The sequence below is a fragment of the Rhizobium sp. CB3171 genome (genome assembly GCF_029714265.1).
In the GTDB taxonomy this organism is placed as follows: domain Bacteria; phylum Pseudomonadota; class Alphaproteobacteria; order Rhizobiales; family Rhizobiaceae; genus Rhizobium.
Genome location: NZ_CP121653.1, coordinates 2,077,210 through 2,101,438, shown reverse-complemented (window position 1 = coordinate 2,101,438; position 24,229 = coordinate 2,077,210). Strand labels below are relative to the sequence as shown.

At 59.6% G+C, this 24,229-nt stretch carries 23 protein-coding genes; 12 read left to right on the top strand and 11 right to left on the bottom strand.

What is annotated here, in order from left to right; translation table 11 throughout:
* Positions 1-20: 20 nt before the first annotated feature.
* Positions 21-1,679, bottom strand: a complete 1,659-nt coding sequence (locus QA648_RS28880; RefSeq protein WP_283054298.1) for a choline dehydrogenase — start codon at positions 1,677-1,679, stop codon at positions 21-23.
* A gap of 152 nt (positions 1,680-1,831) precedes the next feature.
* A complete protein-coding gene (locus QA648_RS28875) occupies positions 1,832-3,382 on the bottom strand; it encodes a trimethylamine methyltransferase family protein (RefSeq protein WP_283052303.1) in 1,551 nt (516 codons plus the stop codon).
* An 88-nt stretch (positions 3,383-3,470) separates the two neighbouring features.
* On the opposite strand from QA648_RS28875, the gene QA648_RS28870 reads away from it, so the two are divergent.
* Positions 3,471-4,415, top strand: a complete 945-nt coding sequence (locus QA648_RS28870; RefSeq protein ID WP_283052301.1) for a LysR substrate-binding domain-containing protein — start codon at positions 3,471-3,473, stop codon at positions 4,413-4,415.
* 110 nt (positions 4,416-4,525) lie between these two features.
* On the opposite strand, the gene gfa is transcribed toward QA648_RS28870, so the two are convergent.
* Together gfa and QA648_RS28860 are read right to left on the bottom strand one after the other, a co-directional pair.
* Complete coding sequence (gene gfa / locus QA648_RS28865) at positions 4,526-5,098, bottom strand: S-(hydroxymethyl)glutathione synthase (RefSeq protein ID WP_283052300.1); 573 nt, start codon at positions 5,096-5,098, stop codon at positions 4,526-4,528.
* A 261-nt stretch (positions 5,099-5,359) separates the two neighbouring features.
* Positions 5,360-6,466 (bottom strand): alcohol dehydrogenase catalytic domain-containing protein, encoded by a 1,107-nt coding sequence (locus QA648_RS28860; RefSeq protein WP_283052299.1) that lies wholly within the window; start codon positions 6,464-6,466, stop codon positions 5,360-5,362.
* Positions 6,467-6,617: 151 nt separating this feature from the next.
* Between QA648_RS28860 and QA648_RS28855 the strand changes: the two genes are divergently transcribed.
* From QA648_RS28855 to QA648_RS28825, 7 genes are all read left to right on the top strand, one after another.
* On the top strand, positions 6,618-6,968 hold the full coding sequence (locus tag QA648_RS28855; RefSeq protein ID WP_283052297.1) for a DoxX family protein: 351 nt from the start codon (positions 6,618-6,620) through the stop codon (positions 6,966-6,968).
* A gap of 56 nt (positions 6,969-7,024) precedes the next feature.
* Positions 7,025-7,639 (top strand): TetR/AcrR family transcriptional regulator, encoded by a 615-nt coding sequence (locus tag QA648_RS28850; protein ID WP_283052295.1) that lies wholly within the window; start codon positions 7,025-7,027, stop codon positions 7,637-7,639.
* 386 nt (positions 7,640-8,025) lie between these two features.
* The gene (locus QA648_RS28845) at positions 8,026-8,853 is read left to right on the top strand and encodes a hypothetical protein (RefSeq protein ID WP_283052294.1); all 828 of its coding nucleotides are present in this window, start codon (positions 8,026-8,028) and stop codon (positions 8,851-8,853) included.
* A gap of 18 nt (positions 8,854-8,871) precedes the next feature.
* Positions 8,872-9,456, top strand: a complete 585-nt coding sequence (locus QA648_RS28840; RefSeq protein ID WP_104827956.1) for a YceI family protein — start codon at positions 8,872-8,874, stop codon at positions 9,454-9,456.
* Positions 9,457-9,693: 237 nt separating this feature from the next.
* The gene (locus QA648_RS28835) at positions 9,694-10,821 is read left to right on the top strand and encodes an S-(hydroxymethyl)glutathione dehydrogenase/class III alcohol dehydrogenase (protein ID WP_283052291.1); all 1,128 of its coding nucleotides are present in this window, start codon (positions 9,694-9,696) and stop codon (positions 10,819-10,821) included.
* A gap of 180 nt (positions 10,822-11,001) precedes the next feature.
* Positions 11,002-12,576 carry a Re/Si-specific NAD(P)(+) transhydrogenase subunit alpha gene (locus QA648_RS28830; protein ID WP_283054297.1) on the top strand — a complete coding sequence of 525 codons (1,575 nt, stop codon included), beginning with the start codon at positions 11,002-11,004 and terminating at the stop codon, positions 12,574-12,576.
* Between the two features lie 18 nt (positions 12,577-12,594).
* Positions 12,595-14,040 (top strand): NAD(P)(+) transhydrogenase (Re/Si-specific) subunit beta, encoded by a 1,446-nt coding sequence (locus tag QA648_RS28825; RefSeq protein WP_283052289.1) that lies wholly within the window; start codon positions 12,595-12,597, stop codon positions 14,038-14,040.
* 492 nt (positions 14,041-14,532) lie between these two features.
* Here QA648_RS28825 and QA648_RS28820 read toward each other — a convergent pair whose 3' ends face one another.
* From QA648_RS28820 to QA648_RS28790, 7 genes are all read right to left on the bottom strand, one after another.
* Positions 14,533-14,853 (bottom strand): 2Fe-2S iron-sulfur cluster-binding protein, encoded by a 321-nt coding sequence (locus tag QA648_RS28820; RefSeq protein ID WP_260304355.1) that lies wholly within the window; start codon positions 14,851-14,853, stop codon positions 14,533-14,535.
* A 37-nt stretch (positions 14,854-14,890) separates the two neighbouring features.
* Complete coding sequence (locus QA648_RS28815; RefSeq protein WP_283052287.1) at positions 14,891-16,132, bottom strand: FAD-dependent oxidoreductase; 1,242 nt, start codon at positions 16,130-16,132, stop codon at positions 14,891-14,893.
* A 4-nt stretch (positions 16,133-16,136) separates the two neighbouring features.
* Positions 16,137-16,688 (bottom strand): cupin domain-containing protein, encoded by a 552-nt coding sequence (locus tag QA648_RS28810; RefSeq protein WP_283052285.1) that lies wholly within the window; start codon positions 16,686-16,688, stop codon positions 16,137-16,139.
* Positions 16,681-17,388 (bottom strand): 4-carboxy-4-hydroxy-2-oxoadipate aldolase/oxaloacetate decarboxylase, encoded by a 708-nt coding sequence (locus QA648_RS28805; RefSeq protein ID WP_283052284.1) that lies wholly within the window; start codon positions 17,386-17,388, stop codon positions 16,681-16,683. Before QA648_RS28805 ends, QA648_RS28810 begins: the two co-directional genes overlap by 8 nt.
* Positions 17,389-17,477: 89 nt before the next feature.
* The gene (locus QA648_RS28800) at positions 17,478-18,392 is read right to left on the bottom strand and encodes an ABC transporter substrate-binding protein (RefSeq protein ID WP_283052283.1); all 915 of its coding nucleotides are present in this window, start codon (positions 18,390-18,392) and stop codon (positions 17,478-17,480) included.
* A 29-nt stretch (positions 18,393-18,421) separates the two neighbouring features.
* Complete coding sequence (locus QA648_RS28795; protein ID WP_260304350.1) at positions 18,422-19,447, bottom strand: amidohydrolase family protein; 1,026 nt, start codon at positions 19,445-19,447, stop codon at positions 18,422-18,424.
* On the bottom strand, positions 19,447-20,637 hold the full coding sequence (locus QA648_RS28790) for a cytochrome P450 (RefSeq protein ID WP_283052282.1): 1,191 nt from the start codon (positions 20,635-20,637) through the stop codon (positions 19,447-19,449). The genes QA648_RS28795 and QA648_RS28790 overlap by 1 nt, the downstream gene beginning before the upstream one ends.
* 239 nt (positions 20,638-20,876) lie before the next feature.
* Between QA648_RS28790 and QA648_RS28785 the strand changes: the two genes are divergently transcribed.
* From QA648_RS28785 to QA648_RS28770, 4 genes are read left to right on the top strand one after another with little or no spacing between them, the layout of a single operon-like run.
* Positions 20,877-21,662, top strand: a complete 786-nt coding sequence (locus tag QA648_RS28785) for an ABC transporter ATP-binding protein (RefSeq protein WP_283052281.1) — start codon at positions 20,877-20,879, stop codon at positions 21,660-21,662.
* Entirely contained in the window at positions 21,659-22,372 is a 714-nt protein-coding gene (locus tag QA648_RS28780) for an ABC transporter ATP-binding protein (RefSeq protein WP_283052280.1), read from the top strand. Before QA648_RS28785 ends, QA648_RS28780 begins: the two co-directional genes overlap by 4 nt.
* Complete coding sequence (locus QA648_RS28775; RefSeq protein ID WP_283052279.1) at positions 22,372-23,253, top strand: branched-chain amino acid ABC transporter permease; 882 nt, start codon at positions 22,372-22,374, stop codon at positions 23,251-23,253. The genes QA648_RS28780 and QA648_RS28775 overlap by 1 nt, the downstream gene beginning before the upstream one ends.
* On the top strand, positions 23,250-24,209 hold the full coding sequence (locus tag QA648_RS28770) for a branched-chain amino acid ABC transporter permease (protein WP_283052278.1): 960 nt from the start codon (positions 23,250-23,252) through the stop codon (positions 24,207-24,209). The genes QA648_RS28775 and QA648_RS28770 overlap by 4 nt, the downstream gene beginning before the upstream one ends.
* The last annotated feature ends 20 nt before the right edge of the window (positions 24,210-24,229 follow it).

The window sequence follows — 24,229 nt, the reverse complement described above, 5'->3', positions numbered from 1 at the left end:
TCGCTCGCAACTCGCTGCCCTTATGCTAGCGCCTTGAAATAGTCGACCTTGGACGGCGAAAGACGGGGCCGACGTCTGATGATGTCGGCCGCCTTCTCGGCGATCATGAAGGTCGTCGCGTTGATGTTTGCGCTCGGGATTGAGGGAATGATCGACGCATCGACGATCCGAACGTTGTCGGTTCCGATCAGACGCAGATCGAGATCGACCACCGATCGTGGATCGTCCGCCCGTCCCATGCGCGCGGTTCCGCAGGGGTGATAGGAACTTGACGCGTCGGCCCGGATGAACGCTTGCAATTCCTCATCGCTTCGGCAGGCCTCGCCAGGCGCGTCTTCGCGAATGCGGAAGGGAGCGAATGCGGGCTGCGCCAGAATTTCGCGACTGAGCTTGAGGCCTTGCAGCATCTCGAGGCGATCGCGATCGGTTGCGAGATAGTTCGGATCGATGAGCGGCGAATCTGCCAGATTGGACGAACGCAGACGCAGCGATCCCCGGCTTTCCGGACGCATGGGACCGACGCCGAGCCGATATCCGCCTTTCCGGGAATCGGGAATCCAGTTCGGCCCGAAGAAGACAGGGAAAAAGTGAATCTGGAGGTTCGGATGCGTGACCGTCGGCTCGCTGCGAAGGAACGCTCCGACATGGCACTGATTGACCGAGGCGACGCCCTTCTTCAATGCGAACCACTGCATACCTACTGTGACCATCTTGTCGAGCCGGAGGTACTGGTTAAGGCTGTATTTGAGGTCGCATTCAACCTGAATGTGGGTTTCGATATGATCATGCAGATTTTGCCCGAGGCTCGGAGAGTTCAGGCGAACGTCGATGCCGAGTCGCCTCAGATCGTCGGCGGGACCGACCCCTGACAGCATCAGGATTTGCGGGCTTCCGAATGTCCCTGCGCTGACGATCACCTCCTGTGAAACATGCACATCCGAGATCTGACCGTTGCGTCTGATCCGGACGCCGGTTGCCCGCGATCCTTGGAAAAGGATTTGCAGAACCTGGCAATCCGTTCGGACGTGCAGGTTCTTTCTGGAGGGCTGCGAATGAAGGTAGGATTCCGACGAGCTGGACCGGACGCCCTGGCTGACGCTGATGTCGAACCGGCCCACACCTTCCTGTCGGAATCCGTTGAAGTCCGAGACCTCCTCGTAGCCCGCCTGACGGCCAGCATCCAGAAACGCTTTGTTGAGCTCGCCGAGTTCCTTCTGCTGCTTGATCTTGACGTTGCCTTGCGAGGACCGGAACGGTTCCGTTCCCGCGTCCAGGCGCTCCACGCGCTTGAAGTAAGGAAGGCAATCGGCAAAGGACCAGCCATCGCAGCCGTCGTGTTCAGCCCAGTCGTCGAAGTCCTTGGGATTGCCGCGCAGAAAAACCATGCCGTTGATCGAAGACGAACCACCCAGAACGCGGCCTCGCGGCTGATCGATTTCGCGGTTGTTCAGGTGTGGTTGCGGAACGGTCTTGAACCAGTAATTATATTTGCTCGTCGGCTTGAACGCCGAGCGCAGTCCTGCGGGCATCCGGATGATCCAGTTGCGGTCTGTCGGGCCGGCTTCCAGCAGAAGAACCGATGCGGTTCCGTCTTCGCTGAGACGATTGGCAAGCACGCATCCGGCAGTTCCCGCGCCGATAATGATATAGTCGTACCCCTTGGACGGCGATGCTATCACGGTCAATCTTCCTTCCCTCTATCAGCTATGCCGTCTTCCGGCGTGTTTGCCCGTGCTCTGTGCCGCCTCATCAGGGTCAGCATCGTAGATGCCTCAGCCGGTGCGGCTGCAGCAGCAGGTCTTTCAAAACCGTCATTCTTCGGGAATTCCCGTCAGTACCAGCCGTCAGCCATCGAGGCTTTGCGTCTCGCCATGAAGTCGCAAAGGGCCTCGTCAACGGCGACATCGAGCGGCGGCGCCTCGTAGGCTTCGAGCGTTCGTTTCCATTGGCGATTGGCGCGGGTAGCGATGTCTGTCGATCCGCCTTCCTCGCTCCATTTCTCGAAGGGTTCGTTGTCCGAAAGCGTCGAATCCCAAAAGGCGGTCTGGTAGTTCCGCATCGTATGGGCCGAACCCAGGAAATGACTGCCGGGGCCGACCTCTTCGAAGGCATCGAAGGCAAGCGTATTGTCGTCGACCGTGACGCCTGCGAGATAGGAATGCAGCGCGCCGCACAGGTCGGTATCCATCACGAACTTCTCGTAGGACATGGCGAGAAGCCCGTCTAGGAAGCCGGCTGAATGCAGGATGAAGTTCGCCCCGCAATGGATCGCGGACAGCATGGACATCAGGCCTTCCTGCATGGCTTGGCCGTCAGGCAATTTGGAATTGGTGAAATTGCCTGCGCAGCGCAGGGGCAGTTTCAATCGTCTTGCAAGCTGACCGACTACCATGGAGCCGATCGCGGGTTCCGGCGTGCCGAAGGTGGGAGATCCTGAGCGCAGCGACATGGAGGAAAGGAAGTTTCCGAAGATGACCGGAGCGCCCTTGCGTTCAAGCTGTGTGAGCGCGCAGCCCGCCAGCGTCTCGGCATAGGATTGGGCAATCGCTCCCGCATTGGTGACGGGGCCCATCGCGCCGCCAAGGATGAAGGGCACGATGACGGCTGCCTGATTGGCGCGGGCATAGGCCCGCAGTGATTTCGTCATCGTGCCGTCCCAGACCAGCGGAGAGTTGACGTTGACATTGCCGAGGATGACGCAGTTCTGGTCGACAAAGTCGGCGCCGAAGAGAATGCGCGTCATTTCGATCGAATCTTCGGCTCGCTCTTCTGCCGTGACGGAACCCATGAAGGGGCGGTCGGAATATTTGATGTGGCTATAGACCATGTCGAGATGGCGCTTGTTGACAGGCACGTCGACCGGCTCGCAGATCGTTCCGCCGGAATGGTGCAGCCAGGGGCTCGCCTGGGCGAGCTTGATGAAGTTGCGGAAGTCCTCGATCGTGCCGTAGCGACGGCCCTTGTCGAGATCCATGACGAAGGGCGAGCCGTAGGCGGGCGAGAATACGACCTTGTCGCTCCCGATCTGGACGCTGTTGGCGGGATTGCGGGCGTGCTGCGTGAATTCATGCGGAGCCGAAGCGACGATCTCGCGCAGCATGCCGGGTTCGAATTTGACGCGGACGCCATCGACATCAGCTCCAGCCCGCTTCCAGTGATCGATTGCTGCCGGATCGTCACGGAATTCGATACCGATCTCCGCGAGGATACGATCCGCCGTCCGTTCGATCTTCTGGAGATTTTCCTCCGAAAGGATGTCGTAGGCCGGAATATTGCGAACGATATAGGGAACGCCGTGCGGGTTCGAGCCGCCGTCGCGCCGCGCGGATCGACCGCTGCGTCCGCGTCTGCCGGCCTTTTCGTCGATTGCTGCCTCGGTCATATCCGCCTCCATAATCCGAATAGAGGCTAGGTCGACTTCGATGTTCTGTAACGCTGGAAAAAACTTAGTCTTTGTATAAACTGAGCTTATGGAAACCTTTAGAAGGCTTTTGCCATCAGCCTCGGCGCTGATCATCTTCGAGGCTGCCGGGCGGCACCAGAATTTCAGCCGGGCCGCCGCAGAACTCGGCATGACCCAGGCGGCCGTGTCGTTTGCCGTCAGGAAACTTGAGGATCAGCTTGGCGTGCCTCTTTTTCATCGCGGGCATCGCAATGTCGAACTGACCGACATAGGCGAGCGCTTCCACGCGGATGTCACCGTGGGACTATCGCGCATACAGAAATCGGCGGAAGACATTCGAACGAAAGGACGTGAATCGAACGTCACGCTGGCGGCGTCGACCGCCTTCGGTTCCATGTGGATGCTGCCGCGCCTGGCGCGTTTGCGGGCCGACCTTCCGGATATCGACCTGCGTATCCAGACCAGCATGCGCGACCTTGATTTGGATGAGGAGCCGATCCCGCTCGGCGTGCGCGGTGGTGACCCGGCAAACTGGCCGCGTTATCACTCCGCCATGCTCGCCGCAGAGATCGTCTTTCCCGTTGCCAGTCCCGGCTTCGTCGAAAAACGCGGACGTCCGGAGCGTCCGGAAGACCTCTTGTCGCTGCCATTGATTCATCTCGAAGAGCCGGTCAGAGCCGCCTGCGACTGGTCCGAATGGTTCGCGAGCGCGGGCGTGCGATACTCTGCCCAGCCTCGGCGACTGGCAATCAACGACTACGTACTCGTCATGCAGGCTGTTCTGGCTGGCGAAGGCGTGGCGCTTGGATGGCAGCACCTGATCGAAGAGCAGCTTGCCTCAGGAGCATTGGTCGCCGTTGGCGGACATGTCCTGAACACCAATCTGGCGTTTCATGTCGTTTGGCCGAAATCGCGGGAACTGAACACCCCGGCGCGGCGAGTACGTGACTGGCTGGTCGAGGAGGGAAGACGCAGCCGCGAGGAAAGCAGGGCGCGTCCCGGTCCGCAATAGCGACGGCCACTGGCGCAAAAGCTGACCTTCGCTAAGAAGTGTGGCGCTCGCCTCGGTCGAGTGATCGAGGCAAGCCAAAGGCGTCAGCGATCTTGGAGGCTTACCTCATCTTACGCTGCCAGGACTCCATTCTTCTTGGCAGTCCAGGTTGCGATATAGTCCATCAATGCGGGTGACAGGCAATCGTAAGGTTCGAGCCCAAGGTCTTTGAGGCTCGTGCGGACCTCATCCATTTTGCTGGGATCGAAACCACTTTCGATGATCGAGGACACGAAGGCGGCGAAGCCGGGCTCCGACCAGCCGCTCTCCTCGAAGCGCTCCGGATGGATGAACGAAAGGCCTTTGAAGGGATGGTCGCGTTCCACGGGACCATACATGTGGACACCGCACTTCTGGCATGCATGTCGCTGGATAAGGGCGTTCGGGTCGACGACAGCGAGTTTGTCGCCATTTTCCTGAATCTCAACGGTCTCGGTAGGAGCCACCGCAACGATCGAAAAATTCGCGCCAGTTGGTTTCCAGCATTTCGTGCACCCACAGGCATGATTGTGGGCGATATCACCCTTTATCCTGATGCGGACGGGATTTGTGGTGCACTCGCAGACCAATGTGCCTCCCGAAAACGATGAGCCGCTTTTGCGAAGACCGCCATCCACATGGGGATGTATTCCGATGCTTGCCATCAGTGCTTCCTCCTAAATTGCCGGACCCCATGCCCGGCTTCCTGAACATCGAGGCGGCGGATCAAGGAATGAGCCGATCCGCGGGCCACTTCAAATGGTCTTTCATGAATGTCGAGATGAAGCCGCAGGAGTGGCCATAACCCTCCTGCGTGCACAGGGTCGGCCCGACAACCCGCGCCGGCGCGCGATCGCTCCAGTCGCGGTCAGGGATTTGCCCCCAACCGCTCGACCGTTACCGATGGGAATGTGCCGATCTCCCGACTACAATTCGACGGCGTAGTAGGTGAAGCCGCCCTCGTCCTTGCCGACGCCGGAAATCGCCTCGTTGATTTTCTCGATCGGCCAAACCATCGGCGACATGACCGACAGATCGATGATCCCCGCTTCGACCATGGCGGCGATCTCCATCCCTTCGGCCGCCGTGAACCAGACCGAGCCGATCAATTCCATTTGCTCGTCCATCCACCATTTGACGTCCACGGGGAGCTCGCCGGAGGTGCCACCGATGTTCACGATGCGGCCCCCGCGCTTGACGCCACCCATCGCATCCAACATGGATTCGAGCGGCGCTTTCGCCCCAAGCGTGTCGAGCATCAGATCGGCGCCGCTGCCGTTGGTCTGTTTCTTGACGAAGGCTCCGGAGGATCCATTGGCATTGGAAAACGTCACGATCCTGTCGGGTGCGATCGCCCTCAGCCTCTCGAGCAGCTTCTCGCCTCTGGCGACGGCATAGATTTTGGCAACTCCCATCGCCAGAGCGAACAGTGTTGCGCCGAGGCCCAAGGTTCCGGTTGCGCCGTTGATGATCAGCGTTTTGCCCATCAGAGGGCCGCACTTTTTCAACGCTGCGTAGGACGTTCCGAGGTAGCCCATACGGGACCCCTGCACGAAACTCATATTGTCGGGAATTTTGACGATCTGCGCCTGGGGAGCGAGCATGTATTCGCCGAAGCCGCCATACGGATAGCGTGCGAACATTTCCAAGCTATTGGGATTATAGCCAAAATAGCCGCCGAGCGTCCAATATTCGCAAGCTTGCGGCTTTCCCGACGAGCAATGATGGCAAGCCCCGCAGAAGCGCCCCGGATTAACATATACGCGATCGCCTGGCTTAACGCTGACGACCTGCGGACCTACCTCATGGACGATCCCGCTGGGATCGAGGCCGTGAATTGCGGGGCGCGGCGGCAGCGGCATTTGCGGATACCACGTCTCCCAATTCGCCAGGACGTTCCCAAGGTTCGGCACCATTCCGCAAGCCTTTACCCGGACAACAACATCGCTTCCGATCGCGACGGGGCGCTCGACCTCGTCGATGCTCATCGGTTGGCCTACCGCATGCAGCCGCGCAGCACGCATCGTATTCATAACCATCCTCCCATTCTCAAAAAATGCATCGTATTGACATTCGATATAGATTGTGAATACCGTTTGGTATCCGAAAAGGCAAGCGAAGAAAGCCACAATTTTTCTCGCAGCCAAGGAAAATGGAGACGCCAGGGCGTCCAAGGAGGAGCAAATGCATATCGATCTAGTTGAGTGGCTCCGCCTCCTTTGCGGCATCTGGTTCTTGCCTCACCTGATCGGAAAGGGACTGCATTACGAGAAGGCGTCCGGGACTTTCGAGAATGCCGGTTTCCGTCCCGCCAAGCTGTTCGTTGGCTTCACGATGGTGATGGAAGCCGTCGCCGCGATCGGTCTCGTTTTTTCGATCTACCCGCGCATGGCTGCGGCGGTGGGCGCAGTCGTTATGCTGGGCGCTGCCTATGCAGTTGTGAAAATCAATGGCCCGAATTGGCGCTGGCAGAAGATGGGGCCGGAATATCCGATCTTCTGGGCGCTCATTTGTTTGCTATTGGCTATTGTATGATCATTGCATTTTGAGGTACGCCTCAGTTTCTAGATACTGTAGGAACAGGAATCGCGATGGCACGGCTGACACGTGAACAGAGTCAGGCTAGGACGAAGGAAAAGCTCCTCGAGTCTGCTTACGAAGTTATGGCCCGGTTTGGTTACGCGGGAGCGTCGATTGAGCGCATCGCGGAAGAGGCCGGATATTCGAAGGGCGCTTTCTATTCGAACTTCACCAACAAGGAAGACATCTTCCTCCAGCTCCTCGCCGGAAATGCAGGCGGGGACGTGGTCGAACTCACCGATCTTCTTGGGAAATACGACGACCCGATGCAATTGATCGACGTGCTGGCAAATTGGGCCAACAACCGCGGAGATGATCGCAAGTGGGGTATGCTCGCAATCGAGCTTTTGAGAATGGCCCAGCACGACAAGACGCTTGGCGATCGTCACATCAAGCTTTTCCGCGATCAGTGGGAAGGCGTGGGTGAAATCCTGATACGCAAACTCGATCTCACGATGCGGTCGCCTGCAACCCCATTCTACGTCGGCGGTATCGTCCTTGAGCTGACCTATGGCGGTATTTCGAGCTTCCTGAAGGATGGCGCGCCGGGTGACATGGTGCGGATCGTCCTCGGGGCGATGTACCGCTCTTCGCAGGAAGCGAAATCGATCTCAGGCGTAAACTAAGCCACGCGGCCTCTTCTCAGTTTTAGGCGGTTCCATCGCGCGTCCCGTCCGAACGCCCTCAAGGCATTCGGGCAGGACGCGGTGTGCTCTTACACTTCCCCTGGCCGGCCAACCAATTCTCCGACTTGACAGCAAAAATTTCGAAGACTATTTTGAATTCGAAAACTGTATGGTATGTGAAGTCTATATGGTATCTTGGTCAAAATGACCACGCCGTTGAGGAGCGGCGGTCAAGGGAGGGGAAAATGAATCAACCTGCATCCACCATGGCCTGAGGGCGTTCGCGGACGTCGCAACGCGCGCTAGATCGCGTGCGATCTTCGTTTCACTCGGTAATAATCGGAAAAGCTCAAATGCTAGGGTTCGGCAACTCCCCACAGGAGATCATGGCCGCGTCTGTGCTTGCCTTCATTGCAGGTGCGGCGGTGGTTTCGGCTTTCATGCGATGGCGGAAAGCCATATTGGCCACCGACCTTCTGATGCCGGTTTCGTTTCTGGCTGCCTATTGGTTCGTCTACAACAAGATACCCGAATTCCCTCCCGTCGGTGCCGTCAACAAGATTTTCTTTATCGCTCTATTGGGCACCTTTGTCGGCATTGTCCTGGAATTCAGCGGGCTGCAGCGTCTCGGAAAGATACTCGTATTGCTCCAACCTATCGCGGCAGCCCTCTATATCGGCCAGCCGATCCTGGGCGCAGCGCCGTTGGAGGCTCTGTTCGCGGCGATTGCGGGCTTAGCCGTCATGGCGTTCGTTCTCTTCGGGAATGGAGAAGCTAGCGATGACGATGTCAGGCGGGGCGGCGGTGTTGCGGTGCTTGCATTGGGCTTTGCCCCCATCGCCTTGCTTGGCGCGTCGTCTTCCACTTTTCAGCTTTGCCTCCTTTATGCAGCCGCCTCCTTCGGAGTTCTGGTTCTGCATGTGACCAAGCCCGCCTTTCGCTTCGGGCCTGTATCCTATCTGGGAGGTCTTGGAGGGCTGCTATCGGTCGCAGACACCGTCGTCCTGGTTACCCGCAAGACCGATTTGGTTGCTCTTGCTGTGCTTGCCTTGTCTGTCGTGCTCCCGCCGCTCGTTTCGGAACGCGTATGCCGTCGGATCGGCATTTCAAAGCCCTTTGCCCGTCTCGTTGTCTACATCACGTTCGCCGTCGCGCCGGCCGTATTGGCGGCACTGGTGGCGTTCCTGAACTACGGCACGGATTTCCCTGTTTAACTGAGGAGGAAGATGGAAATGAAAAAACGACTTGCAGCACTCTTGCTTTCAGCGCCGCTGCTGACGCTGGCGGGAAACCCCGCATGGGCAACGAAGTTCGACATTGATCCCGTACATTCCGGGATAGCATTCTATATCGACCATCTGGGCTTTTCCCGCGTTATCGGCGTGGCAAAGGAGTTTTCCGGAGCCTTCGATTTCGATTCCGCGAAACCGGATGCCAGCAGTCTCGCCGTCAAGGTAAGCGTTGCGGGAATATCAACCAACAACAAGCAGCGCGACGGCGACATCCAGGGGGCCGATTGGTTCAATGCTACGGAGTTTCCGGAAATCACATTCGTCGGCAAAGAATTCAAGAAAACGACCGATACGACAGGCCAAATTGTCGGAGATCTCACCATCGCGGGTGTGACGAAGCCCGCAACCCTGGATGTGACGTTCAACAAGGAAGGCCAGAATCCTTGGGACAAGAGCCATGTCGTAGGCTTCAGCGCAACGACGAAAGTGAAGCGAAGCGATTTTGGGATGAAGGCTGCACTTGGCATGATCGGCGATGAGGTCGATCTGGTGATCCAAGTTGAAGGCCGTGAGCATCAGGGCTAAGTAAGCTCCGAGATCTCAGATTATTCAGACATGCAGGGCACCGTCGGCTGAAATCGACGGTGCTTTTTCATGACATGGAGAAAGCCGTGATCAGCCCGCAAAATGAGCCGACCAACCGTCGAATTCCAGATACTTTTTAGTATGCAAATTCTTTTTGGTATGTTAAATGCGATTTGTCTGGGACCGCAGCAACGTGCCCTATAGCTGCCTTCAGAACAAACGAGGAGGATATTAATCATGGACGTACGCGCCGCCGTAGCCGTTGCCGCCGGTAAACCGCTGGAAGTCATGACCGTTCAGCTCGAAGGCCCGAAGGCCGGCGAGGTGCTGATCGAGGTCAAGGCGACCGGCATCTGCCATACCGACGATTTCACCCTGTCGGGCGCCGATCCGGAGGGCCTGTTTCCGGCGATCCTCGGCCATGAGGGCGCCGGCATCGTCGTCGATGTCGGCCCGGGGGTGACCTCGGTCAGGAAGGGCGATCACGTCATTCCGCTTTATACGCCCGAATGCCGCGAATGTTATTCCTGCCTCAGCCGCAAGACCAATCTCTGCACCGCGATCCGCGCCACGCAAGGCCAAGGCCTGATGCCGGACGGCACCTCGCGCTTTTCGATCGGCAAGGACAAGATCCATCACTATATGGGCTGCTCGACCTTCGCCAATTTCACCGTGCTGCCGGAGATTGCCGTTGCCAAGGTCAATCCCGACGCTCCCTTCGACAAGATCTGCTATATCGGCTGCGGGGTGACCACCGGCATCGGTGCGGTCATCAACACCGCCAAGGTGGAGATCGGCTCGACGGCGATCGTCTTCGGTCTCGGCGGCATCGGCCTCAACGTCCTGCAGGGCCTGAAGCTTGCCGGCGCCGACATGATCATCGGTGTCGACATCAACAACGACCGCAAGGCCTGGGGCGAGAAATTCGGTATGACGCATTTCGTCAATCCGAAGGAGGTCGGCGACGACATCGTGCCTTATCTCGTCAACCTGACGAAGCGCAATGGCGACCTCATCGGCGGGGCCGACTATACTTTCGACTGCACCGGCAACACCAAGGTGATGCGCCAGGCGCTGGAATCGTCGCATCGCGGCTGGGGCAAGTCGGTCATCATCGGCGTTGCCGGCGCCGGCCAGGAAATCTCGACCCGTCCGTTCCAGCTCGTCACCGGCCGCAACTGGATGGGCACGGCCTTCGGCGGCGCGCGTGGCCGCACCGACGTGCCGAAGATCGTCGACTGGTACATGCAGGGCAAGATCCAGATCGACCCGATGATCACCCACACCATGCCGCTCGAGGACATCAACAAGGGCTTCGACATGATGCACAAGGGCGAAAGCATCCGCGGCGTCGTGGTCTATTAAAACGGTTGCAAAGTAAAAATCGATTTAAGAAGTCCTGAGTGCGACAAAAACCTGCAAATTTACGCCTCCGTGCACTAGACAAAATGGGTTCGGTTTGCTCGTTTTCGCCACCCATTTGGTCTTTTCACCATCGACGGGGATTGGGATAGAGGAGCCGGCTACGCCGGAAGTTCAGCAATGATGAAATTTGGATCTCCCAGGGAAACGGCCCCTGGAGAGTTGAGGGTAGCTCTGACACCAGAGGCCGCTCTTCAGTTGCAGAAACTCGGTTACGAGTGCGTGATCGAAGCCGGCGCTGGAAAAGCGGCCGGATTTTCGGACGAGGCCTATCGTGGCGTGGGTGTCACGGTGGTCGACAGCGCGGCTTTGCTCTACGAGACATCCGACGTCATAGCCAAGGTCCGTCCGCCCGAAGCCGCAGAGGTTGATCGGCTGGCACCGGGTAAGACGCTGATCTCCTTCTTCTACCCGGCACAGAACAAGGACCTTCTCGACCAGGCCAGGTCCAGCGGAGCGACCGTCATCGCCATGGACATGGTGCCGCGCATCAGCCGAGCCCAGAAGATGGATGCCCTGTCGTCGATGGCCAATATTGCCGGCTATCGTGCGGTGATCGAGGCCGGCAATAATTTTGGCCGCTTCTTCACCGGTCAGGTGACGGCCGCCGGCAAGGTGCCGCCGGCCAAGGTCTTGGTGATCGGCGCCGGTGTCGCAGGGCTTGCGGCGATCGGCACGGCAACCTCGCTCGGCGCCATCACCTATGCCTTCGACGTGCGCCCGGAAGTGGCCGAGCAGATCGAATCCATGGGGGCGGAATTCGTCTTCCTCGACTTCGGCGAAGAACAGCAGGATGGTGCTGCGACCGGCGGTTATGCCGCACCGTCCTCGCCGGAGTTCCGCGAGAAGCAACTTGCCAAGTTCCGGGAACTGGCGCCTCAGATCGACATCGTCATCACCACCGCCCTGATCCCCGGCCGCGATGCGCCGAAGCTGTGGCTTGCCGATATGGTGGCGGCGATGAAACCGGGCTCGGTCGTGATCGACTTGGCCGCCGAACGTGGCGGCAATTGCGATTTGACGGTCCCCGACGAGCGCATCGTCTCCGACAATGGCGTGATCGTCATCGGCTACACCGATTTCCCGAGCCGCATGGCGGCGCAGGCCTCGACGCTTTATGCCACCAATATCCGCCACATGCTGACGGATCTGACGCCGGGCAAAGACGGGGTGATCGTCCACAACATGGACGATGACGTCATCCGCGGTGCGACCGTCACCAAGGATGGCGCAATCACCTATCCGCCGCCACCGCCGAAGGTGCAGGCGATCGCCGCCGCCAAGCCGAAGGAAAAGGTGAAGGAGCCGACGCCGGAGGAAAAGCGGGCCCGGGAACTGGCCGCCTTCAAGGCGCAGACCAAGAACCAGGGCATCCTGCTCGTCATCGGCACCGCACTTCTGCTGCTGGTCGGCGCCTATGCGCCGTCGAGCTTCATGAGCCATTTTGTCGTCTTCGTGCTCGCCTGTTTCGTCGGCTTCCAGGTGATCTGGAACGTCAGCCATTCGCTGCACACGCCGCTGATGGCGGTGACCAACGCCGTCTCCGGCATCGTCATCCTCGGCGCACTGTTGCAGATCGGCTCGGGCAACGGGCTGGTGGTGACGCTGGCGGCGCTGTCGGTGCTGATCGCCACCATCAACATCGTCGGCGGCTTCCTCGTCACCCGGCGCATGCTCGCCATGTTCCAGAAGTCTTAAGCGGCAGGGATCTTCACAATGACCATCGGTATTGTATCGGCCGCCTATGTTGCGGCAGCGGTTCTCTTCATCCTCTCGCTCGGCGGCCTGTCCGGCCAGGAAAGCGCCAAGCGCGCCGTCTGGTACGGCATTGTCGGCATGGCCCTTGCCGTAGTTGCCACGATCTTCGGCCCCATGATCGACAAGACCGTCGGCAATTGGTTCATCATCGCGCTGATGATCGCCGGCGGCGCAGTGCTCGGCCATTATGTGGCGAGCCGGGTGCAGATGACGGAAATGCCGCAGCTCGTTGCGGCGCTGCATTCCTTCGTCGGCCTTGCCGCCGTGTTCATCGGCTTCAATGCCCATCTCGAAGCGGCCCATGTCGCTTCTCTCGACGAGGCTTCCCGCGCAGCCCTCACCGGATTTGCCGGCATATTGGCCCACAAGGACATGGTGGAACTGTCGATCATGAAGGTCGAGGTCTTCCTCGGCGTCTTCATCGGTGCGGTCACCTTCACCGGCTCGGTCGTCGCCTTCGGCAAGCTTGCCGGCAAATTGGACGGCAAGGCCAGGAAGCTGCCGGGCGGGCACGTTCTCAACGCGAGCGCCGCGATCGCCTCGCTGATCCTGCTGCTGATGTACTTCAACGGCGCCGGTGTCTGGACGCTTCTCCTGATGACGGCACTTGCCTTCTTCATCGGCTATCACCTGATCATGGGCATTGGCGGCGCCGACATGCCGGTCGTCGTCTCGATGCTGAACTCCTATTCCGGCTGGGCGGCAGCCGCGATCGGCTTCACGCTTGGCAACGACCTCCTGATCGTCACCGGCGCCCTGGTCGGCTCCTCTGGTGCGATCCTCTCCTACATCATGTGCAAGGCGATGAACCGCTCCTTCGTCTCGGTCATCCTCGGCGGCTTCGGCGCGAGCACCGGCGCGCAGATGGAGATCATCGGCGAGCAGATCGCCATTAGTGCCGAGGGCGTCGCGGCCGCCTTGGACGAGGCCGACAGCATCGTGATCGTGCCGGGCTACGGCATGGCGGTGGCCCAGGCGCAGCAGTCGGTCTCGGAACTGACCCGCAAGCTGCGGGCTGCCGGCAAGACCGTCCGCTTCGCCATCCATCCGGTGGCCGGCCGTCTGCCCGGCCACATGAACGTGCTGCTTGCCGAAGCGAAGGTTCCCTACGACATCGTGCTGGAAATGGACGAGATCAACGACGACTTCCCCAATACCGACGTCGTCATCGTCATTGGCTCGAACGACATCGTCAACCCGGCGGCGCAGGAAGATCCGAATTCGCCGATATCCGGCATGCCGGTGCTCGAAGTCTGGAAGGCCAAGCAGGTCTTCGTCTCCAAGCGTGGTCAGGGCACCGGTTATTCCGGCATCGAGAACCCGCTGTTCTTCAAGGAGAACACCCGCATGTTCTACGGTGATGCGAAGAAATCGGTCAGCGAGCTCTTGCCGATGATCGGCTAGGCAGGATACGCGCGCAGCCGTGCGACGAGCGGAGTTGTTGCAGGCCTCCCACCGCGAAAGCGGCTCTATCTGCACCAGCCTTACGGCAACAAAATGCGTCGGGATTTACACGGCCACTATTTACGGTCGTGTTCTCCCGGCGAACCTATGAAGAACCGTCACCCAACAGCCTTGTGCAGCGGGCGGCTGCAGCGCAACAATTGCTGTAATGGAAAGACCGCAATCCTAAGCCTCCAACGCGGGCCCGTGGTACTCTCTGGGTGGAAGACTATGCGGCAATAATGTCGACGTGGCCAGCCGAAATCGAGGGTTAGTTTCAGTGCTCAGCCATGGCAGAGATAATAGCAATGCGGCTTGACGAGATCGCAACAACGACCGCGTCAAGCCGCCAACATTACTCCTCCCGCTGGCCGAGTTCGGATCTGTCGGCCTTTGAGATAAGCCTGTAGGAAGGGAGCCGGGTCGCCCCGACAGGGTGCATCCTTGCGGCGACTATTCCTCCGGAGCAATCCTCACGACGATGCCATCCAAAGCCTGGTCAAAAGGAATTTGACAGGAGAGGCGGGAATTGTGCTCGCGATAATCCGACCCCTCCAGCAATTCGCTTTCATCTATCGAGGCATCCGGGAGTTGCCCCTCGACCGGGAGGCCCTCCACATAGACATGACAGGTGGCGCAGGACAGGCAGCCACCGCACATCGCGAGAAGTTCGTCAAAACCGGCATTCCGAATGTTTTCCATGAGAGACATGCCGATGCGCCCCTCGAAGTGATGAAGTTCGCCATCGCGTGTGCGCAGTGAGATCGTAGCCATTGATTTTCCCGTGTTCCGATTGAGAAACCTCGGACCGTCAGTTGGTATCGAGGGTCAATTCCTTGAGTTGTTTAGAGATATCAGCCAATCGGTCGCTGCTGAGCTTGGCCGCGTGTTCGACGAGTTTCCGCCCCTGGACGTAATCTCGCGGCGAATTCACGCAATCCAATGCGATCACCGCTCCGTTCTTTAGATAAACCAGGCTGAAGCTGCGGCTTGCCGGCTCGCCTCGTAGGACGACGGCGTCGTAGCCGACATTGAGGCCGACCGTCTGGAGCTTCAGGTCATATTGGTTCGACCAGAACCAAGGCAGCGCATCATAGGCTTTATAGTCGCCGCAAATGGCTTTCGCGGCTGTCGTCGCCTGGTCGGTGGCGTTCTGTACGGACTCGATCCTAATGCCCGCACCATTGATGAGTTTTGCGCAATCACCGACGCAATATATGTGGGGTAGCGACGTGCGGCAGTGTTCGTCGACATCCACTCCGTTGCTGCCTTCGGCTCCCGCAGCCAGAAGCGGGGCGGCAGACGGAACGATCCCGATGCCCACCACGACGATGTCGGCTTCAATTGCTTGGCCGGATTCCAGAAGCAGGCCACTCACATGGCTGTCATGCCCGACAATGGCTTTGACGCCGCTATTCAGGCGGATATCTACCCCGTGGTCCCGGTGTTCGCGCTCATAGAAGCGGGATATGGGTTCTCCGGCCACTCGGGCGAGGACCCGGTCAAGGGCTTCGACAAGAACGACGTCCTTGCCGAGCTCCCGAAACACGGCCGCCGCTTCGAGGCCCACATAGCCGCCGCCGATGATTGCGACCTTTCTGACATCTGAAAGAACGTTCAGGAGTGCGTCGCAATCAGCCTTCGAGCGGATATAGAAGATGCCGGGCAACTCGCTGCCTGGGCAGGAAAGTTTTCGCGGCTCTCCGCCTGCGGCCCAGACGAGGCTACCATATGAATAGCGTGCGCCATTTTCCAGGGTAACCGTCTTTGCGATTGGATCGACCGCGACGACGCGCGCGCTCAGCAGAAGTTCCACATTGCGAGAACTCCAGAAATCCTGCGGTCTCAGATGCATCCTCTCGAATGTCTTCTTCCCGGCGAGATACTCCTTCGACAATGACGGTCGGTCGTACGGCACCTCTGGTTCGGCACCGATGAGGGCTATGCTTCCTTCGAACCCGGCTTGACGAAGCGCTGCCGCGGTTTGGCAACCGCCGTGCCCCGCGCCGACAATGATGCAATCGAAGGTGCCTGTGAGGGCGTCCTGTGTCATGGCGTCACTCTCTTTCCGCGCCGATCAGAACGAAGCACATGGTAGCGGGCTTGCCGCTTTTGTTGCGCCATGCGTGCCGCGTGCCGCACTGGACGACAATGTCGCCTTGTTTCAGGAGGGTCTCCGCACCGTCATCGAGTTCGAGCCAGACTTCTCCATCGAGAACGATGTCATAGTCGATAGTGTTCGTGGTGTGCATGCCCGGCGCGTCCGCCTCGAACGCCTGGATCAGCCCGGGGATATGTACCGCCTGCTCCTCGAACGCGGCCGCGGGATCGATGGTAGCGAAGACCGAATCCGGTGGGAAAACCACGATCATGAGCTTCGTCTCGCCCGGTTCGGGCGTGATCAGAATTTTCGGAGGCGCCTGTTCGGCATGGTCCTGCGGCAGGCTTGGCCTTGCCGGCGTGGCGTAGACGACAGATGTCAGGTGACCGGGTACGGAGTCGTATCTATGGGCATTGGGTGTCGGACCGTCGCTGATGAAAACCGACTTGCCGTCTTTAAGGCCCGTGACCACCCGACGCGGGATGCGGATGTCTGCTCCCTTATTCATAGGTCAGGCCTTTCGCTTTCAACTGGGGACGCATGTTGTTGATGTCGAGGCTCAATTGGCCGGACTCGTAAAGCGCCCGCTTTTCGTCCTCCATCTGCTGCCGTTTAAGGGCTTTCTGAAGGACCGCTTCCGCCTCGGTGCGTTTGACCACGCACACGCCGTCGTCGTCCGCGATGATCACGTCGCCCGGCTCGATCGCTGCGCCGGCACACACGATCGGAACCTGTACGTTCGCCAGGGTCTCCTTCACCGTGCCTTGGGCTGAGATCGCCTTGGCCCAGACTGGAAACTTCATCGCCCGGAGATCGGCAATGTCGCGTACGCCGGCATCGATGACCAGGCCGAGGATTCCGCGCGCCTTGCATGAGGTGGCGAGCAAATCGCCGAAGTATCCGTCGGTGCACGGGGAGGTCGGCGCGACCACCAGTATGTCGCCGGGCTGGGCCATTTCGAGGGCGACGTGGATCATCCAGTTGTCACCGGGCGGAACTTCACATGTCAGGGCCGTCCCGCCGATGCGTGCGCCCTCGATTACGGGCCGCAGATGCGAAGCCAGGAGGCCCTTCCGGCCTTGCGCTTCATGGACCGTGGCGACGCCAAGTTTGCCCAAGGCCTCGCAAACCGCGCGGTCGGTCCGCGGCGTCTTTGTAACTACTCTCACCAGAATCCTCCCGGGCGTGTCCCTCGTTGGCGCGGACATGCCTCTTTAGATACCAAATAGTATGCAAATTCTAAATAGAATGTCAATCCGAACCCGCGAGTTCTGCGCGGGTTTGGGCCCGCTTTTGGCTAGGAAGCCGATGCTTCCAGGAAGCTGGAATCGAAGGCGGTCGCCGACGTCGATCGGGCGGTTTCGTCAAGCAGGTTGGCGCGGATCATGAGGTCGACGGTGGTGTCCCACGCCTCCCGTGGTATCGAAAGATCGCCGGGCCACATTCCCATGTCGCGCATGTAGCGGAAGCCCTGCAGCGCAAGGCCCGCGTCGTCCTTGGTCGTGATCCGCTGGAAAATCGGAAGCGTGATGTCCTCGCGGCCGGGATCGTTGGTGATCGCATGGGCTTCGCGCAGTGCACGGAGGAAGCGGACCACGAGGTCGCGGTTTGTCTCCAGCCAGGCAGTGCGTCCGATGACCGCCGCGAAGACGATTTGTGGGATGATTTCATTGATCTCGCCGATGAGATTGAAGCCTTCTCTTTCGGCGAGGAAATTCCAGGGTGCTGGTTGCGGGGCACAGTCGATTTCACCGGATTGAAGCGCCTCCCAGCGTTTCGTGTGAATGCCCGCGAGTGCGAACTCGTAGTCGCCGGGATAGCGCAGTCCTCCCCTGGACAGGAGCATCTGCGTGTAGATCGCGGTGCCTTCGGTCAGCGAAGACGTCCCGACCTTCTTGCCCCGGAGGTCCTGGATAGAGTTGATGGAGGGCTGGGCCACGAGGGACATCGGCAATCTGTTCGAGTTCGAGGCGATCACCCGGAGTGCGCCGCCTTGCACGAAGTTTGAAACGGCTCCTTCCGGAGGCGTGATTGCGAGGTTGGCCTCGCCGTCCAACACGGCACTGGTGGCCTTGTCGACGGTTCCCATCTTCATATACTCGATCGACAGCCCGTGCCTGGCGAAAATACCGTGTTCTTCCGCCACAAAAACCGGTAGCCAGTTGAAGCCTTGCGCTCCGCCGGCCAGGCTGAGTTTCTGGGTTGAGGTCATTTGAAATCTCCCTATGGATTTCGGGCTGTTCACAGGCCGCGGTCTTGGAGTCGTTTATCCAGCAGCGGGTACACACGCCGCGCATTTGCTTCGAAGACCGCTCGTCTCTCATCTTCCTGAAGGTCGAGCTGGTCGATGTATCGCTTGGTGTCATCGAAGGGATGACCGGTCTCGGGATCGATTGCCTTGACCGCACCGAGCAGCTCCGAGCCGAAAAGGATGTTCTTCGTGTCGACGACGCGGAAAAGCGTATCGATGCCCGCCTGGTGGTAGACGCAGGTGTCGAAAAACAGGTTGTTCATGAGGTGCGTGTCCAAGCCCGGCTTTTCGAGCATGATGGATAGACCGCGATACCGGCCCCAATGGTAGGGCGCTGCCCCGCCGCCATGCGGTATGATCAGCTTGAGGTCGGGGTGACGCTCGAAGAGGTCTCCCTGGATAAGCTGCATGAAAACCGCGGTGTCGGCGTTGATATAATGCGCCCCGGTCGTATGCAGGCAGCGTTCGCAGGACCCGGAGACGTGGATCATGGCGGGTACCTGAAGGTCCACCATCGCATCCCAAAGCGGATCCCACCAGGTATCGTAGATCGGCGGCGCGCTCCAGCGCCCCCCTGAGGGATCGGGATTGAGGTTGCAGCCGACGAAGCCATTGTCGACGCAGCGCGCAAGTTCCTCGATGACCGCTGAAAGATCGCCGTCTACGGTTTGTGGAAGCTGGCAGACCGCGGCGAAGTTATCGGGGAACATGTCGACGATCCGACCGATATTGTCGTTCGAAACGCGCGCCCATTCTTTCGCGACCGGCAGGTTCGGCAGATGGTGCCCCATGCCGGAGGCGCGCGGGCTAAGTAGCGTGACATGCGAGCCGCGCTCACGCTGGATCTTGAGCTGATTGGTCTCGATGATGTCGTGAAGCTGTTTGTCGGGGATGCCCGGATAGACCGGGCGATCCGATGATGTGCCTTCCGCGAAAGCGACCTGGGCCTTGCGGAAGGCGTGGTGCTCTGGCGGCTCTGTAGTGAAGTGGCCGTGGCAGTCTATGATGAGTGTCATCACGCGTTCCATTTCGCGGGGAGGTCGGAAATACCGCGGAATCGCCAGCCTTTGCCTTTGATTTCGCGCGATCCGTCAAGCCGAAGTTCGGGCAACTGACGGAAGACTTCCGCAAGTGCGATCTCGCCCATGGCCCTTGACAGAAAATGTCCCGAACAGAAGTGCGGACGGAAGCCGAACGAGAGGTGCTGCTTCTTCTTGCGGAACATGTCGAACTTGTCGGCATCCTCGAAGCGGGTCTCGTCACGGTTGGCGGAGCCCATAACGATCGCGACCGACGCTCCCTGAGGAATGACCGTCCCTGCGATCTCGAAATCCTCCCGGGCGATGCGCGGCGTCACGCCGATCGGAGCGATCCATCGCAATCCCTCATCGAAAGCGCGCATGGCGTTTTCCTGCGGCTGCTCCGCCATGACTTTCGCCTGTTCGGGATTCGAAAGAAGACCGGCGCAGGCATTCGCTGCCGCGTGACCGGGTTCCTGAAGGCCGCCAAGGATAATGACGCGCATGGTCGGCGAAATCTCGTCCCAACTGCGCGCTTCGCCTTTCGGCATGCCGCCATACATCACATGGCTGAGGAGGGAGTTGTTGGGCTTCGACAGGCAGACTTGGTAAAGGTCGCCCATTTGCTTGTCGATATCGGCAAGAGCGTCGTCCAGTCGCTTCCACACCGCCGCGTCGTTGCTGACATTCTGCAGGCCAAGAGCCATCGCGTGGAACCACTCGACGAGGGTTTCGTTCGGCGTTTCCGTGAGGCCGATAACGTCGCCGATGCACCGCACGGAGATCGGCTCGAACAATTCGGCCGTCAGGTTCGCCTCTCCCTTGGCTTTGATCGCGTCGACGTAACGCTGCACCACGGGGCGCGTCAGACCTTCGACAAACGACCGGACACGCTCCTGCGTGAGGTTTTCGTCGATGCCCTGACGAAGGCATTGGTGCTCCTCGCCGGACATGGTCAGTACGTTCGGCATGCCCATGACGCGCGCCTCCGGGCGGTCCGCCGATCCGGAAGGGCCGAAGATCTTGTCCTGACCGCCGATCGTGCGGCAGTCGTCAAATCGGGTGATGAAGTATTCCTTCGTCCCCTCGAAGAAGGCCACTGGCTCTTCAGCGCGCAGTCTCGCGTAAACCGGATACGGATCTCGATACAGATTCTCGCCCGTCAGTTCGGTGTTGTTTCCTGTCATGGATGTCCTCCCCATCGCCCCGTCAGCGAGGCATTCGATCACCTTGCCGCCACCCAACTCCAACCCGATGGCAGGCAACTCTGAGGCCGTTCCGTGGCAAGCCAATCCAGATGCGATTGATGCTTGACATACCGAAACGTCTTCGGATACTTATTGGTATCCAAAGCGGGGATGGCTGTCAATCATAGAAATGGACAGGCCGTCTGGGAGACCGCTCAGGGAGGGAGGAAATAGTGGAAATGAGCAGCATTGCGGACGCTCGTCTCGTGCTTGAGGCGCGAGGCGTTTCAGTGCACTTCGGCGGTATCAAGGCGCTCACCGACGTTTCGGTCTCGGTGCGTTCGGGCGAGATCTGCGGCCTGATCGGACCGAATGGCGCGGGCAAAAGCACCTTTCTCAACGCGATCACTCGTCTCGTGGCCTACGACAGCGGCACCATTGTTTTGAATGGGACGCCAATCGAAGGCTCGAGGGTTCGGGACATGATCGGCCTCGGCGTCGCCCGAACGTTCCAGAACCTCGGCATCTATGCCTCCATGACGGTTCTGGAAAATGTCATGCTCGGTGCCCACCATGAACTCGGGGGCAAGTTCGCACGGGCGATCCTGACGCCTTTGCGATCGCGAGCCGATGAGCGGGCGGTGCGCGAGAGGTCGATGGCCATCCTCGAAGAGATGGGAATGGCCGATATGGCTGCTCGGAAAGCTGGTGCGCTTCCCTATCCGCTGCAAAAGCGGATGGAGATTGCCCGCGCCCTCGCGTCAGACCCCAAGATATTGCTTCTCGACGAACCGGCGGGAGGGTTGACGCATGGCGAAGTCAACGAGTTCGGCACTCTGCTGGACGAAGTAAGAAAGAGCCGCAATCTCTCGATCCTCCTCATTGAACACCACATGGGACTGGTGATGGGGCTGTGCGATCGGATCGTTGTTTTCCATCTCGGCCGTAATCTCGCCGAAGGCACTCCGGGTGAAATCAAGTCGAACGACGCGGTTGTCTCCGCTTATCTGGGGAGGGCGGCATGACGCTTCTCGACATTAAAGACCTCTCGGCTTTCTACGGAAAAACGCAAGCGCTCTTCGACTGTTCGTTCGCGGTCGAAGAGGGCGAGTTCGTGGCACTTCTCGGGTCGAACGGAGCTGGAAAGACCACTCTGTTGCGCGCCATTTCCGGCCTCCTGCCGTTCAAGGGTTCCATATTCTACGCGGGAAGGTCGCTGGAGTGGATCGCAGCTCAAAAGCGGCTCGGCCTCGGCATCGCCCAGATCCCGCAGGGCCGAGGCACCTTCTCGGAATTCACGGTGGACGAAAACCTTCAGCTCGGCGCCACCATCATCTCCAGCCGGTCTCAGATCAGGCAAGACAAGGAGCGTTGGTATGAAACCTTTCCGCGGCTGCGCGAAAGGCGCGACCAGTTAGCCGGAAACTTAAGCGGTGGCGAGCAGCAGATGCTCGCGGTCGCCCGTGCGCTCATGTCCCGTCCGAAACTCCTGATGTGCGATGAACCATCGCTCGGCCTGGCGCCGTCGATTACGCAGGAGATCCTGGCGATATTCAAGACGCTGCACCGCGACCACGGAATGACGCTGCTGGTGGTCGAGCAGAACGTCGATATCACCCTGCAATACGCGGATAAGGCCTTCGTCATCGAGGCGGGGCAGATCGTCGCCGGCGGCGCCGCGAGCGACCTCATCAACAATGAGGACATCAAGAAATCATATCTGGGGGTCGCCTGATGAGTCTCTTCTTTCAGCTCGTCGTCAGCGGGCTAACAACGGGTGCCATCTACGCGGCACTGGCGCTCGCGCTCGTACTCATTTTCCGGGCGACGAATGTCGTGAATTTCGGCCAAGGCGAAATGGCGACATTCTCCGCTTACGTCGCGTGGCAGTTGATGCAGTGGGGCGTTCCGCTGTGGCTGGCCGTGCTCGCGAGCCTGGCGGTCGCATTCTGCATCGGCATCGCGACATTCCGCCTCGTGATCAGGCCATTGATGAGCGCGCCCGTGGAGGCGGTTGTCGTGGTCACGCTTGGAATATTCGTGCTCTTCCAGGCCATGTGCATGTGGATCTGGGGAGCCGAACAACTCTCGTTCCCAAGCCTGTTTCCCGATGGCGGCTTCAGTCTCGGGGAGGTTCGCGTGCTCGCGTCCGCAGTCGGCACGCTGGCGATCCTGATCTGCATCGCGGCCGCCATCGGTTTCATCTTTCGCTTCACGAGACTTGGGTTGTCCATGCGTGCGGCGGCTTTCGACCGGGCGCGCAGCGTACTCGTCGGCGTCGACGTCGAGCGCATGCTGATGCTGGGATGGGGTTTTGCCGCGGTCATCGGGGCTTTTGCGGCGATCCTGATTGCGCCGCGTCTCTTCCTCAGCCCGACAATGATGGCGCCGATTTTGTTTTACGGCCTCGCCGCCGCGACTCTCGGCGGATGGGATAGTCCCCTCGGCGCAATTGTCGGCGGTCTGGCGGTCGGCGTCGCCGAAAGCCTCGGCGCGAGCTACCTCCCTTTCATCGGCGCTGACATGCGCATCGCAGTGCCCATCGTCCTCACGTTGGCCATCCTGCTTGTAAAGCCCGTCGGCCTGTTCGGTTCCTACAAGGTGACAAAACTATGAGTGACGGATTCCGCCGGGCCGCGGTCAAGTTCGGTCTGTTCGCATTTCTCGCAATACTGATTCCGTTTGTCGCCCCGGACTACGCGCACCAGCAGATATGCGTTGCGATCGCTTATGCAATCGCAATTCTTGGACTGAATCTCCTGATGGGATTTGCGGGGCAAATCTGCCTCGCGCAGGGCGCTCTCTTCGGCGTCGGCGCGTATGTGACCGCGATCCTGAATGCGACCTACGGCGTACCTCCGCTCGTCACTCTTCCTGTTTCGGCTGCAGTGACGGTTTTGGTCGGGCTAGCGATCGGCCTCCCGGCGCTGAGACTTCAGGGCCTGCAGTTGGCAATTGTCACCTTCGGCATTGCCGCTGCCTTCCCTCAGCTTGTGTTGAAAATGGGGAGCCTCACCGGCGGGGTTTCGGGCCTTCCGATCGACGCTCCGGAAGCGCCGGAATGGCTTCCCCTCAGCCCGGAGCTATGGCTCTACGTTATTTGCCTGGGATGCGCGGGGATCGGTGCTCTTCTGGTTTCGTTGATGCTTTTCGGCGATGTCGGACGGGCGCTGCGGGCCCAGCGTGACAATGCGCAGATCGCGGAAGCCCTCGGTGTGAACCTGACACGCACGCGATTGTGGGCATTCGCGGGAAGCTCGGCACTCGCGGGCATGGGCGGCGGCGTGTTCGCCATAGTCACCGGTTTTGTCAGCCCGGAGTCGTTCCTGGCGATCCTGTCCATCAACATCGTGATCGGTAGCATCGTCGGCGGGGTGACGAGCATCGTCGGGGCATTTCTCGGCGGGCTGTTCATGGTCTTCGTTCCGACGTGGGCGTCCGACATCAACCTCAGCCTCGGCAACCTGATTTATGGCCTCGCGCTAATCCTGATCATGATGGTCGCGCGCAACGGCGTTACTGGCTTCATCGAAAAATGGCTTTCGATGATTTTTCGGAAAACAGCGGGCTGAGGAGGCCTGCCACCGAACAA